At 47.1% G+C, this 12,729-nt stretch carries 13 protein-coding genes; 4 read left to right on the top strand and 9 right to left on the bottom strand.

Annotation, left to right across the window (positions count from 1 at the left end):
- Together BWI97_RS27600 and BWI97_RS06335 are read left to right on the top strand one after the other, a co-directional pair.
- On the top strand, positions 1–241 hold a 241-nt coding region (locus tag BWI97_RS27600), incomplete at its 5' end, for a hypothetical protein (protein ID WP_158242701.1).
- 32 nt (positions 242–273) lie between these two features.
- Positions 274–1,638, top strand: a complete 1,365-nt coding sequence (locus tag BWI97_RS06335; protein WP_102200412.1) for a RagB/SusD family nutrient uptake outer membrane protein — start codon at positions 274–276, stop codon at positions 1,636–1,638.
- 61 nt (positions 1,639–1,699) lie between these two features.
- Here BWI97_RS06335 and BWI97_RS06330 read toward each other — a convergent pair whose 3' ends face one another.
- The 5 genes from BWI97_RS06330 to radA form a co-directional block, all read right to left on the bottom strand.
- Complete coding sequence (locus BWI97_RS06330; RefSeq protein ID WP_102200404.1) at positions 1,700–2,470, bottom strand: patatin-like phospholipase family protein; 771 nt, start codon at positions 2,468–2,470, stop codon at positions 1,700–1,702.
- A gap of 36 nt (positions 2,471–2,506) precedes the next feature.
- Positions 2,507–3,943: a DUF5723 family protein gene (locus BWI97_RS06325; RefSeq protein ID WP_102200403.1), complete on the bottom strand. Its 1,437-nt coding sequence runs from the start codon at positions 3,941–3,943 to the stop codon at positions 2,507–2,509.
- Positions 3,944–4,099: 156 nt separating this feature from the next.
- Complete coding sequence (locus tag BWI97_RS06320; protein WP_102200402.1) at positions 4,100–4,828, bottom strand: outer membrane lipoprotein-sorting protein; 729 nt, start codon at positions 4,826–4,828, stop codon at positions 4,100–4,102.
- Positions 4,829–4,990: 162 nt separating this feature from the next.
- Positions 4,991–5,536 (bottom strand): hypothetical protein, encoded by a 546-nt coding sequence (locus BWI97_RS06315; RefSeq protein ID WP_102200401.1) that lies wholly within the window; start codon positions 5,534–5,536, stop codon positions 4,991–4,993.
- A gap of 102 nt (positions 5,537–5,638) precedes the next feature.
- Complete coding sequence (radA, locus tag BWI97_RS06310) at positions 5,639–7,015, bottom strand: DNA repair protein RadA (protein WP_102200400.1); 1,377 nt, start codon at positions 7,013–7,015, stop codon at positions 5,639–5,641.
- 161 nt (positions 7,016–7,176) lie between these two features.
- On the opposite strand from radA, the gene BWI97_RS06305 reads away from it, so the two are divergent.
- Positions 7,177–7,869 (top strand): porin family protein, encoded by a 693-nt coding sequence (locus tag BWI97_RS06305; RefSeq protein WP_102200399.1) that lies wholly within the window; start codon positions 7,177–7,179, stop codon positions 7,867–7,869.
- A 77-nt stretch (positions 7,870–7,946) separates the two neighbouring features.
- Here the strand turns inward: BWI97_RS06305 and BWI97_RS06300 are convergent, their stop codons facing one another.
- Positions 7,947–8,237 (bottom strand): LytTR family DNA-binding domain-containing protein, encoded by a 291-nt coding sequence (locus tag BWI97_RS06300; RefSeq protein ID WP_102200398.1) that lies wholly within the window; start codon positions 8,235–8,237, stop codon positions 7,947–7,949.
- A 268-nt stretch (positions 8,238–8,505) separates the two neighbouring features.
- Here BWI97_RS06300 and pheS point away from each other — a divergent pair, with 268 nt between their 5' ends.
- Positions 8,506–9,558, top strand: coding sequence for a phenylalanine--tRNA ligase subunit alpha (pheS, locus tag BWI97_RS06295; protein WP_094808657.1), 1,053 nt, complete (start codon positions 8,506–8,508; stop codon positions 9,556–9,558).
- A 70-nt stretch (positions 9,559–9,628) separates the two neighbouring features.
- Here the strand turns inward: pheS and BWI97_RS06290 are convergent, their stop codons facing one another.
- From BWI97_RS06290 to BWI97_RS06280, 3 genes are all read right to left on the bottom strand, one after another.
- Positions 9,629–10,153: a C40 family peptidase gene (locus tag BWI97_RS06290; RefSeq protein ID WP_094808656.1), complete on the bottom strand. Its 525-nt coding sequence runs from the start codon at positions 10,151–10,153 to the stop codon at positions 9,629–9,631.
- Between the two features lie 294 nt (positions 10,154–10,447).
- On the bottom strand, positions 10,448–10,894 hold the full coding sequence (locus BWI97_RS06285) for a GNAT family N-acetyltransferase (protein WP_102200397.1): 447 nt from the start codon (positions 10,892–10,894) through the stop codon (positions 10,448–10,450).
- A gap of 70 nt (positions 10,895–10,964) precedes the next feature.
- The gene (locus tag BWI97_RS06280) at positions 10,965–12,446 is read right to left on the bottom strand and encodes a glycine--tRNA ligase (protein ID WP_102200411.1); all 1,482 of its coding nucleotides are present in this window, start codon (positions 12,444–12,446) and stop codon (positions 10,965–10,967) included.
- Positions 12,447–12,729 lie beyond the last annotated feature (283 nt).

Raw genomic sequence — 12,729 nt, 5'->3', positions numbered from 1 at the left:
CGTTCGTTTACGTAATATCTCTTTCGGTTATACGATTCCTAAACCTGTACTGAACCGTTTAAAGGTAGATCGACTCCGCGTGTACTTCCTGGCCCAAAACCTACTGACCTTTACCAAGTACACGGGCTGGGATCCTGAAGTTAGTACCGATGCTGTTTCAGGAAACATTGCAGCAGGACAGGATTTCTATTCAGCACCACAAGCCAAGACGCTTACGGTTGGTTTACAAATTGGATTCTAATGCTGTGGAAGGAATATTTAACATTCAATTCAATGAAAAAAACACGTTTCACCTATATACTTCTCGCGGCGATTACTTTAACGGTGTCGTCGTGCGGAGATAAATTAGATATTGCTCCTACCCAGTCGATTGATCAGGACGTTGCTCTTACGACCTCAAAAGACGTCGAAGCTGCATTAATCGGTGCGTATGATGCCCTGGGAAATTATTACGTCTGGGGAGGACAAATCCAAATGTCGTCTGATCTGCTGGCCGCTACGAATGAGCTACAATGGCTCGGTAGTTTTGTAGACCCCGGTCAGTTTTATGACAAGCGAATTCTCACGAATAACCTGTACGCGTCTAACATCTGGACTAATTCTTATAGTGCCATCAACATTTGTAACAATGTTTTAGCGAACATTGATAAGGTTGATGCCACGAAAAAGAACCGCATTCAGGGAGAAGCTTTGTTTATCCGGGCTAGTGTATATTTTGAGCTGGTTCGTCTGTTTGCTAAAACCTGGGGCGATGGAGATAACACGGTCAATCCGGGTGTACCCCTGGTGCTCACCCCTACTACGGAGATCAACAACGGGTCATACGTAAGCCGGAATAGTGTAGCACAAGTGTATGCGAAGGTTCTTGAAGATTTGATCGCGGCTGAATCGTTGTTACCAGATGCAGCTTCTACCAGTACTTCAGGTAAAATGACTGGTCAGGCAACGAAATGGGCCGCCGCTGGTATCCTGTCTCGCGTGTACCTGATGCAGCAGAATTATGCGTCCGCACGCGACGCGGCCAATCGCGTCATTCAGAGTAACAGGTATGCTCTGAACCAGAATTATGCGTCATCGTTTAACCTGGTAAATATGAACTCTCCCGAGAACATTTTTTCCACGCAGGTGACGTCGCAGGATGGAGATAATTCACTCCGGACTTTCTATTCGATTGATTCCAGAGGGGAAATCCATATCACGGCTAATCATCTCAATGAATACGAACAGGGAGATGAACGTGCGAATTTGTTTTATGAGGACGATGACTTCTTTACGGAGAAATTCAATACCATCTACTCAAACGTTCCCATCATTCGGTTAGCCGAAATGTACCTGACACGGGCTGAAGCTAATTTCCGCCTCAATACCAGCGTTGGAGCAACGCCTTTAGCGGATATTAACCTGATCCGCAATCGGGTAAATTTACCATCCCTTACGTCAACCAGTCTTACGCTTAATGCCATCTTAAAAGAACGTAAATTGGAATTGATGTTTGAAGGTCATCTTTTACACGATTTGAAGCGTACGCGTCGTTCAGTGGGGCCTATTTCTTTCAATGCCAATAATTTGGTATACCCAATCCCACAACGCGAAACGGACGTTAACAGCCAGCTGGTACAGAACCCTGGGTATAATTAATGGTTAAGGTTCTCTACTAAAAAAGAAGCCCCGAAGCAGCATTGCTTCGGGGCTTCTTTTTTTAAAAACTCAATTGTTCCCTCAGTTTTTCCAGTTCCGGGGCCATCTGATGCGTGTATTCGTAGCCTACGCGGAAGACATCCCTGGATTTCTTGGTATCAAAAACGTTGAAGTTCTGTAAGAGCGGCGGCTCGATGAATACATCAAAACGCTTGGACTTGAAATGGCTGGCTTTCGCCATAGCCAGATACAAACTTCGCATCGCCACGGCTTTCATGGACGTGATCGGACTTTCCAGATCACCAATCGGATTACAGTGACAGCCAATCAGTATGTCACAATGGGCTTCGAGCGGCTCGTAAGGCATTTGATTCAGTACGCCCCCATCAATGAGTTGCTGCTGATTAATCCATACAGGCTCGAAAATACCCGGCAGACAGCAGGAGGCCAGAATGGGTTTGAGCAAAGGGCCGGAATTAAAAAATACTTCATTACCCGTCGTTAGGTCCGTGGCGTTCACACTAAGGGGCAAGGCCAGTTCTTCAAACGTATGCGGCAAATGCCGTTGCATCAGGTCTTCTACCCGATCAAGCTTCAGAAAGCCCATCCGGCTAAACGCCAATTTCAGGTAGCTTTTATAATTACTGCGTTCAATTAAATCGTAGGCGGCTTCAGCTTCCAGTTTGCTGGCTGCAAAGGCTCCCACAATAGCACCTGCACTAACCCCCGAGATATAATCCGGCGAAATGCCCATTTCCTGAAGAGCTTTCAAAATTCCTAAATGGGCAAATCCGCGTACGGCTCCTCCGGAAAATACGATTCCAATTTTCATGGTTCATTCGTTGGTTAATGCACTCGTGGGTATCGGTTAACGTTCGTTTCGTTTAAACAAAGGTATACTTATACCAGCGTAGACATCCATGCCTTTCGGAGCTATTCGCCGACTATTACTTACTAAACCAATCAGGTTATCCGTACCCGCAAAAACCGGTCCCAATCGCACGGACAAGCCGGGCGAAAAGGTCTGGAAAATCCAGGTGAGCGGTACAGCTACTTCCAGTCCCGACTCCGTTTCAATACGTGGCACCACTGAAAAAACCGTAGGCTGACGGGCCGATATTACATTCACACTTCGTAAATCCTTGATGTACGAAACGGTAACGTACAGGGACGAGCTCAGTCGTAAATCAGCATTGGTATTCAGCGACATGGGCAATCCCGAAGTAAAACTAGTTTTAGCCTCATTCGGTTGCAATTCCATTTTACTTTCGATGAGACGTACCAGTTCATCACTCCCTTTGATATTCGCAAAATCTTCCTCCTGAATGGTTCGGTTCGTGCGTGAAATGGTATATCCTTTGATCTGCGAACGATCTTCGTAGCGAATTGTTCCGACATCCATCACAGCGGCAGACAAGCGAAGGCGGTAGGGCTCCTCGTCGTAATCCGGATTAAACTCGTAAACGAAGCCTACGTCAAACCCCCAGCCGGAACCGGGCATCTTACTACCTAAAAATTTCCGTAACCCTACCCCATCTTTAGTGGGCTCCTGGGTGGTATACCCAAAGTCGGCGTCCATACGATCCATCACAAAAAGCCCTTTGCCCGGCCGTTCAGGATCCTCTATGACACGGTACGTCAATTCCCGATTGCGGATGTGAGCCGAATAGAACCCAACCAGTTTTTTTACGGTTACACCTGCCTTCAGTTGATGAGGCCCCTCTTCGATAAGGGTGCCGGCGTAGGTAAAAGCAAGTTCTCCATAAATATTTCCATTTAGCGAAAACTTGTTATCGACGTTCGTGATATTCCAGAGCGTGGCAAAATCCAAACCTTGTCGAACCAGCGAAAGAAAGTTTTCGGAAACTCCAAAAGCCTGAACCGAGGCCCGGGCTCGGCTCGTAAAAGCGATACTATGCTTACGGCCTAATCCAATCAGTATACCCGGCCCCCGTACTTCGGCCCAGCCGGTACCATCTTTGGGTTTACCATCGAGGTTTTCCCGAAAGTACTCCGGTTCTAGGGCGGGGCTTCCGTCTGAATTCCGATACGCCTGGGGAATGCCTCCGAATACCAGTCGGTTTAATTTATAAGGTCCGACCCAATCCGCGTAGTTATTGGAGATATTAGCCCCTCCCGAGAAAAGATTTACGTGTAATTTGTAAGGCGAACCCGCAATTAACGCTGGATTTGTGTACACCTTGTTTGTACCGGCGGCATTACTGTGAGCGATTCCGTTGAAGTTCTGGGCCTGAACACCCAGTGAAATTCCCAGGGCCAGGATCGACAGAAGGTTTTTGATCATAAAATGTAGTGTGAAGGTTTGAATCCTTTTAACGTAGGATTGATTCCTTAGCATATACGCCGTTTCATGCAAAACTGTTTTTAGTAATACAACCTGTGGGGCAAAAAAAAACTTCCGCAGGGAGTCCTGCGGAAGTTTTTACGGAAATGTTATTGCTTACTTGGTCGGTTTAGCGAACATTTTTTCGTCGATCGGACCATTAACCGTGATCTTATTGGTAATGATCGTCATATCACCGCCCATGGGAGATGCCGTTTCCATCGTATGCGGAAACTTAACGCCTGACACTTCTTTGTAATCGGAGAAATTCATTTCCTGCTTTACTTCCTGACCCTGCATGCTCAACTGTGCAATTTGCTTTGCCAGCAGGTACGTATTCGCATCCAGAAAATAATCAACAGCCGTACCATCTTTTGTCGTGATTTTCAGGTGATAGGCGTCTTTTTTATCCATTTTTTCTTTACCTACCAGTTCTACCTTCGTGCCTTTTTCCTTGTAGTTAAAAAGCGGTCCGCCGGGATCAAGCTGACTGGTTGAGCTCTTGATTTGTTCGGCAGGCAGGTCTTCTGGTTCACCCGTGCCGCCCATCATCGCCGGACGGATGGTCCAGCCTTTGTCGCCGTCTACCGCCGTAATCATTTCGTTACCCATCACTGAAATTTCCATACGCATGCCACGGCCCGTTGCAATCATTTGCTTCATCGGGATGTCCATCCCTTGCATACTCATCGAGTTTTCAATCACCAGGGTTTTGATGCCTTTGAGTTTATCGGCACCCCCACGGGCAGCGATATGTTTATCTACAATTTCATCAACGGATTGAGCCTGTGCATTTAATGTGAACACCAAAGCCGCCGCAGCAGCCCAGATACGTAATTTAGTCATGGTTAATGTTGGTTAAAATCGTGCGTAATGCTAAGTCAAAAATAGCGTACTTCCCTAAATACTGACTTTTTTTTCTATTAGTGGAGGGAGGATCATTTGAATGGATAAATTTCCTTTTCAAAATAATCTACCTACGCTAACGAACGCATACGCTTTTTTCTGTTAGCCTGCGGATAAATATCGTTGGGTTTGGGCTAAAATCGGCTTAACATTCCGAATGGCTTTTTGCAATTGTTCGGCCGTATTGGCTTTATCCATTATTTCGTGGCTCGTCTGCGTTTTCAGATGTAGGTTTTTTAACTGCTTCAATCGTCCGGAACGCGGCGTATTATTCTGCACCATCTGAATTTCCTGATCAAGCTCCGTTAACTGGAGACTAATCCGATCCATCCAATCCTGCTTTTCCCGCATAAACGCATCCGTAGGTTCAGCCTGAGCTTTGGGATTAGGTTTCAGTATGCGTAGCGAATCCGGAATTCGTTCCATCCGGGTGGCTTTTGAAGCGAAGGCTGGTGCCAGCGTGGGATCGTTTTTGTAGAGCAGGCGAGCCCGTCGCTCGGTACGGGTTGTGGTAATTGCAGGATCTACGCGTACAACTTCCTCTACCACGCGGGCATTCAATACTTGAGCTCCTGAATCAATAAGCATTTGCTGGATGTTCGGATTCATCGTTCCGCTCAAAAACCAGATATAAAGAAGACATTTCATGACGGTATTAAGGTTTGGTTGACGTATTAATTTACTGACTACCAATCTCTTATTACCGTCAAAAAATGTGCAAGTCATGAAGCGGGCAAGGTTTTTCTCAACTTACCGCAACAAAGAAATGAAAACCTCGTCGAGCTTAGAGGCGGTCCGTACCCGAATTTTGTACTGGTCCAGATTGAGGCCTTTAGCATTGTATCGCGAAACCCAGATTTCCTTAAAGCCCAGTTTTTCAGCCTCCGCAATCCGGTTTTCAATTCGATTTACGGCCCGTACTTCGCCGCCCAATCCTACCTCCGCCGCGAAGCAGACTGACGCCGGAATCGCAATATCCTCGTACGAAGAAACCAGCGAAGCACAGACGGCCAAATCAATAGCCGGATCCTCCACTTTCAGACCTCCGGCAATATTCAGGAAAACATCCTGAGCCCCCAGTCGAAAACCACCGCGTTTCTCCAGAACGGCCAACAACATATTCAGCCGTTTCGCGTCGAAGCCCGTACTACTACGTTGGGGCGTTCCGTAGGTGGCAATGGATACCAATGACTGAATTTCAATCAGCAAGGGCCGATTTCCTTCCAGCATGGTACCGATCGTGATACCACTCAGGGCGTCTTCCCGCTGGGAAATCAAAATTTCTGACGGGTTGCTTACCTGCCGTAACCCACTCCCCTGCATTTCGTAAATGCCCAACTCGGAGGTACTGCCAAAGCGATTCTTGGTCGTTCGTAAAATCCGGTAGGCCAGATGGCGGTCGCCTTCAAATTGCAGTACTGTGTCCACCATGTGTTCCAGAACCTTAGGTCCGGCCAGATTCCCGTCTTTGGTGATGTGACCGATCATGAATACGGGCGTTCCCGACTCTTTCGCGAATTTCATCAGCTCCGCGGTACACTCGCGTACCTGGGATACACTCCCCGCCCCCGATTCGACCAGATTGGATTGCAGGGTTTGAATGGAATCGATGACCAGTAAATCGGGCTCGAAATTTTCGATCTGCTTGAATATATTCTGCGTGGACGTTTCCGTGAGAATGAAGCAGTTGGCGGAATTCGTTCCCAATCGTTCAGCCCGCATTTTAATCTGTTGATCCGATTCCTCACCCGAAACGTAGAGTACCCGAATTCCCGGGAGATTCAGAGCAATTTGCAGCATCAGCGTGGACTTTCCAATCCCCGGTTCGCCCCCAATCAGCACCAGGGAGCCGGGCACAATGCCTCCCCCCAGTACGCGGTTTAGCTCAGCATCAGGGGTTAATACCCGGGGCTGTTCGCTGTAATCAATTTCGGTAATGGCTTTAGGGCGGGCAGCAAGATTTGGCCCCGCTGAAGCAGGTCGCCAGCGACCTTTTTCGGGTTCCGCCTTCTGGATGATTTCCTCGACCATCGTATTCCATTCCCCGCAGGAAGGACATCTTCCCAGCCATTTGGGCGACTGGTACCCACAATTCTGACAGAAATAAGAGGTTTTTACTTTCGCCATTGAGATGTAAACGGGCAGTTTTTAGATTTCTGCCGATTAGTAATTTACACTAAAAAACGTTCAAAGACAAGCATACAGAAAAGGTTTCGGACCTTTTCTATAACAAAACACCGGTGGTACAACGTTTTACGATAGTTCTTCAACGTATTACCATTATATCCATGAAAAAGTACTTGTTACTATGCAGCTTCCTATGTCTGTCGGCTGCTTCAACCTTTGCCCAACGCGACAAACCCTGGTTTCAACTGGGAATTAAAGCAGGAACGAATCTATCCCAACTTAAAACGGGCAACTTTGTAGCCAATGGTAGCTATAGCGGCTCTACACTCCGGGAGAACCTCAAGCAAAGCCTCGATACGCGTACTGGTTTTGTAGGAGGTATCTACATGCGTTTTGGACGAACGCTCTATATACAGCCCGAGGTACTGTATACGGGTAAAGGAGGTTCGTATTTAGTGCAACCCATTGACGCAAATGGACAAGCGGTAGGCAGTCCTACGCAGGTAAAAGTAAAAACCGAAAACATTGACGTACCCGTCTTATTGGGACTAAAGTTTGGTCCGCTTCGCGTGAATGCGGGTCCAGTGGCCTCTTTTCTCATCGGCTCCAATGAAAGTATTAAAGAAGCGATCACGAAGTACACACAAGGTAGCGTGAGCGATACGTTTAACCAGGCCGCCTGGGGTTACCAGCTCGGCGGGGGTCTGGATATTGGTAATTTCTCACTGGATGTTCGTTATGAAGACAGTCTTTCCAATGTTCGGTTCGTGAACATCAGTACGCCTAACGGTAGCGATCCTTTCAAACAGAAATCGAAGAACTGGCAGGTGACTCTGGGAATGAAAGTATTTTAGTGCAACTCATATACAGAAACAGAAATAGCCGCTAAGACTAGCGGCTATTTCTGTTTCTGCACTACACCATTGCCTTGTTAAAGACCAAGGTACTGCCGCATGAAGGCCGCAAACTGGTGCTTCCGACGCCGGGCGATGGATATAATTTGTCCATTCTTCATCCATACGCAATCTTCTCCTTTCACATCATACCGCTGCACGTAGGCCAGATTGATTAAGTAGGATTTATGCACCCGGAAAAACGAACTGTTCTCTGTCATGAGTTTCTCATAATCCCGTAGTGTTTTCGAGACCATGATTCGTCTTCCGTTACTGCAGTGAAATAGGGTGTAATTACCATCCCCCTGAATCAGGATAATATCCTTCATTGGCAGATGTTGAACATGGCGGTCAAAAACGGGTAACGTACCTCGGGTAGAGCCCAGTTTTTTGAAGTAAATTCTAGAGAAGGGGTTGGATACATAGTATTAGCATTAGGTACGAGAAAGTAACTGATGTCCAACACAAAATTGTAAAAAATTAAGTATAAATCACTAATTAACTTGAATTTATTTTTAAAAATAAGTATTTGTACATACCTATTGAAAAACAAAAATTCTCTATCTATTCAAGCCGGCAAAAAGCTATTTTTGTAGCATGATAGAGCAAGTCAACGAAATTCGCCGGCAAATCACGGCGTATACCATTGATACTAAGGAACAACTGGAAGATTTCCGGATAGCCTACGTGGGTCGTAAAGGAGCCGTAGCGGGTTTGTTTGAATTACTGAAAACCGTTCCTGCTGAAGAGCGTCGGGCGATGGGTCAGGAACTCAATGGCCTGAAAGATTTAGCTCAGGAAACTTTCCAGTCGGCTCAGGAACGTCTGGAAAACTCTCAAAGCCAGCAGGTTATGCCCGACGTAGACTTAACCCTGCCGACCGTTCCCAACGAGACAGGCAGTTTGCACCCCCTTACCCTGATTCGTCAACGTATTGTCGAGATTTTCGAACGTTTAGGTTTTAATGTAGCCGATGGACCAGAGATCGAAGAAGACTGGTATAACTTCACGGCACTGAACTTTCCCGAAAACCACCCGGCCCGTGAAATGCAGGATACGTTTTTCATCGAGAAAAATGGCCCTGGCAAGGATATTCTGTTGCACACGCATACATCCAATATTCAGGTTCGGCTGATGGAAACACAGGAGCCGCCCTTACGCAGTATTATGCCCGGACGCGTGTATCGTAACGAAGCCATTTCGGCCCGTGCTCACTGTTTTTTTCATCAGATCGAAGGCTTGTACATTGATGAGAATGTGAGCTTCAAGGATTTGAAGGATACCTTGTATCAGTTTGCCCAGGAGCTGTTTGGTTCAGAAGTGCAGGTTCGGTTCCGTCCTTCGTACTTTCCTTTCACCGAGCCTAGTGCGGAAATGGATATTTCCTGCGAAATGCACCGTCCCGGTGGTTGCCGGATTTGCGGCGGAACGCAGAATCAGTGTAAAGGAACGGGCTGGGTAGAAATTCTTGGTTCAGGTATGGTTGATCCGAACGTTCTGGAAAACTGCGGTATTGATTCCAAGAAATACACGGGTTTTGCCTTTGGTATGGGTATCGAACGGATCGCGAACCTGAAATATCGCGTTCGGGATTTGCGACTGTACTCCGAAAACGATGTTCGTTTCCTGCGTCAGTTTGAACAGGCCTAAGGCAGATCTACCTAAGCAAAAAGGCGATCGTTTTCGAAACGATCGCCTTTTTTATGGCTGTACACCCTGGTTACGATTCAGAAGGAAGATAATCCAGTACGCCAATCACGCGTCGAATGCCTGTAAAACGATTCTGGTAGTATTTTTCCTGATCAAGCCAATCGAAGCGAACGCCTCCATTATAGGCCGAATGAATGAAGCGAATCTTTCCATCTTTCACCTCGGAAACGATACCTACGTGTCCGATTCGATGGCTTTGTGAATTTCCGCCTTTGAAGAAGATTAAGTCGCCGGGCTGGCAATCTTTGGTATCTACTGCGTGGCCCAGCGATCCCATGGAAGCACTGGAGTGAGGCAGTAGCATGCCGAAGTTTTTGAAGCAAAACCGAACAAATCCGCTGCAATCGAATCCGCCTTTAGTCGTGCCACCCGAGCGATACCGAATGTGCAGATGCTGTTCGGCAAAATTCAGGACGTCATTGGTATAACGTTCCAGTCGGGTACTTTTTGTTTCCTGTTCAACCGCCGCTCGTTGGGCAAAAGATACATTCAGGAAGCAGGTAAAAAAACCTGCTAGAAGAACTTTTCTTAGCATAAAATTCGGTTTGTTGTCACAATGAGGTTCTTAAAGGTAGGCAGAATGGCTGGTACGAAAAAGGCCTTTCGGAGTTCCGAAAGGCCTGACCAAGGGTTACGTAAGAGCGAGTATCTTTTTTAGATGGAGTTACCCCCACTGACCCTCAGATGCTTACCAAAAGCTGTCTAAAGCGGATATTGAGAGGAAAAATTTCAATATTTTTTTATTTTTTTTCCTATTTTTTTCTCATTATTCCTCAAAGTGCAGGATAATTGAACAAAAATGGTTTTGCTAAAAAGCTGTGCCACAGATTTATAAGTCCTTACCAAAGCATACACTCAGGCTGTCTTCACCATCGTAGCCATAGTTAGGAATTTGCTCGTAACCGGTGCGTCGATACAGTTCAATCGCTTCGGGTTGCCGAACGCCCGTTTCCAGTATAATGCGACGGTAACTCAGGCGACGGGCCTCTGCCTCCAACGTTTCTAACAATCGCCGGGATACTCCCTGCCGACGATAGCTTTCTAATACAAACATTCGTTTGATTTCAACTACTTCCGGAGCATAAGGCCGTAGGGCTCCACACCCTACCGCTTTTCCTTCGATGCGGGCAATGACAAAGGCTGAACCCGGAGCTTCGGCGGAATGATATTCATTGGCCGGAAAATCGGGGTAGCGACGTTGCAGTTCTTGTACCGCTTCCGCCAGTAAAAACTGAGCATCTGCCGACTGAATGGGTTCAACGCGTACATCAATCATCTTTTCTGCATTTACGACAGAGCCCGTATTCCTGCGTTGAAGAATACGGGCTCCGTCTCACTAAACTCGATTATAAATTTTCGAAAACCCGCTCCAGCGATACGGCGTGGCCGATTTTTGCTTTCAGATCGGCAATAGCGATACGCTCCTGCTCGGTTGAGTCGCGGTGACGAATGGTGACCGTATTGTCTTCCAGCGTTTGGTAATCCACGGCAATACAGAACGGCGTACCAATCAGATCCTGACGGGTGTAGCGTTTTCCGATACTGTCGCGTTCTTCGTAGAATACGTTGAAATCGTACTTCAACTGATTCTGAATCTCGCGGGCTTTCTCGGGCAGACCGTCTTTCTTCACCAGGGGTAATACTGCGGCCTTGATGGGAGCCACAGCCGGGTGCAGTTTCAGATACGTACGGGTTTTACCCTCTTCGCTGGTTTCTTCCGTGTACGCATTGCACAGTACAGCCAGGAACAGACGATCCGCTCCTACTGACGTTTCCACCACGTATGGAATGTAATTTCCGTACGGCTTACCGTCTTCGTTGAGGTCGTTGTCGAAGTACTGTTGTTTTTTCTTCGAAAGCTCCTGATGGCTCTTCAAATCGAAATCCGTACGGGAGTGAATACCCTCCATTTCCCGGAAACCGAAAGGAAACTTAAACTCAATATCCACGGCGGCATTGGCGTAGTGAGCCAGCTTATCGTGAGGTTTGAAACGAAGCTTACTGGCTGGAATGCCCAGAGCCTGGTGAAACTTCATACGGGTTTCTTTCCACTTGTCGTACCATTCCATTTCGGTACCGGGGCGGCAGAAGAATTGCATTTCCATCTGCTCAAACTCCCGCATCCGGAAGGTAAACTGCCGAGCTACGATCTCGTTCCGGAAGGCTTTCCCAATCTGGGCAATACCGAAGGGAACTTTCATCCGACCCGTTTTCTGTACATTCAGGAAGTTTACGAAAATACCCTGAGCCGTTTCCGGACGCAGGTAAATCAAACTGGCATCGTCGGATACGGCTCCAACCTGGGTCGAGAACATCAGGTTGAACTGGCGTACTTCCGTCCAGTTATCGGTACCAGAAACCGGGCAAACGATTCCTTCTGAAATAATCAGTTCGCGTACGCCTTCCAGATCATTGGCGTCCAGCAGACGACCCATGCGGTTTAGCAAGGTTTCACCGCGTTCGGGATGACCATTATTGGCGTATTCTTCGGCTTTCGCTTCAAGCAATTGATCGGCCCGGTACCGTTTTTTGGAGTCTTTATTGTCGATCATCGGATCGTTGAACGAATCCACGTGACCGGAAGCTTTCCAGGTAAGCGGATGCATGAAAATCGAGGCATCAATTCCTACGACGTTATCATGCAGCATCGTCATGGCTTTCCACCAGACTGATTTGAGGTTATTTTTCAGTTCGACGCCATACTGACCGTAATCGTATACGGCCTGTAAGCCATCGTAAATTTCAGAGGAGGGGAAAACAAAGCCGTACTCCTTGGCATGGGCGATGATGTCCTTGAGCGAGCCAGCGGGTTCCTGTTGTTCGGCCATAAAAGGTTTTTCGAAAAATCGAAGTTTGAGAAAACGGAATTCGGGGGGCAAAGATAGAGGAATCAACCTAAAAACCTGCGGCAATCCCGGGCATTCTCTGTAGGATCGTTCCTTAATTCATAGCCTATGGATCTTTGGTAGCATCGTTATTTTAGGTAGCCAGGACTTGCTATTTCTCCGATGCTCCTGATTAGGACTTCTCCAGAAAACCAGCGTTTATGGGAACGATACGGCATCTGGCAAGGATTTTAAAGAAATAGTTATGCAACCGAACATTAAAATT

This window comes from Siphonobacter sp. BAB-5405, from assembly GCF_002872335.1.
Taxonomy (GTDB): Bacteria; Bacteroidota; Bacteroidia; order Cytophagales; family Spirosomataceae; genus Siphonobacter.
Note: the sequence above shows the minus strand (reverse complement) of the source record. Positions and strands in the feature narration are given on the sequence as shown.

Coding starts and splice junctions, on each gene's coding strand:
- pheS (WP_094808657.1), top strand. CDS start 8,506: ATGATAGAGCAAGTCAACGAAATTCGCCGGCAAATCACGGCGTATACC.
- BWI97_RS06285 (WP_102200397.1), bottom strand. CDS start 10,894: ATGATTGATGTACGCGTTGAACCCATTCAGTCGGCAGATGCTCAGTTT.
- BWI97_RS06315 (WP_102200401.1), bottom strand. CDS start 5,536: ATGAAATGTCTTCTTTATATCTGGTTTTTGAGCGGAACGATGAATCCG.
- BWI97_RS06330 (WP_102200404.1), bottom strand. CDS start 2,470: ATGAAAATTGGAATCGTATTTTCCGGAGGAGCCGTACGCGGATTTGCC.
- BWI97_RS06300 (WP_102200398.1), bottom strand. CDS start 8,237: ATGAAGGATATTATCCTGATTCAGGGGGATGGTAATTACACCCTATTT.
- BWI97_RS06325 (WP_102200403.1), bottom strand. CDS start 3,943: ATGATCAAAAACCTTCTGTCGATCCTGGCCCTGGGAATTTCACTGGGT.
- BWI97_RS06305 (WP_102200399.1), top strand. CDS start 7,177: ATGAAAAAGTACTTGTTACTATGCAGCTTCCTATGTCTGTCGGCTGCT.
- BWI97_RS06280 (WP_102200411.1), bottom strand. CDS start 12,446: ATGGCCGAACAACAGGAACCCGCTGGCTCGCTCAAGGACATCATCGCC.
- BWI97_RS06335 (WP_102200412.1), top strand. CDS start 274: ATGAAAAAAACACGTTTCACCTATATACTTCTCGCGGCGATTACTTTA.
- BWI97_RS06320 (WP_102200402.1), bottom strand. CDS start 4,828: ATGACTAAATTACGTATCTGGGCTGCTGCGGCGGCTTTGGTGTTCACA.
- BWI97_RS06290 (WP_094808656.1), bottom strand. CDS start 10,153: ATGCTAAGAAAAGTTCTTCTAGCAGGTTTTTTTACCTGCTTCCTGAAT.
- radA (WP_102200400.1), bottom strand. CDS start 7,015: ATGGCGAAAGTAAAAACCTCTTATTTCTGTCAGAATTGTGGGTACCAG.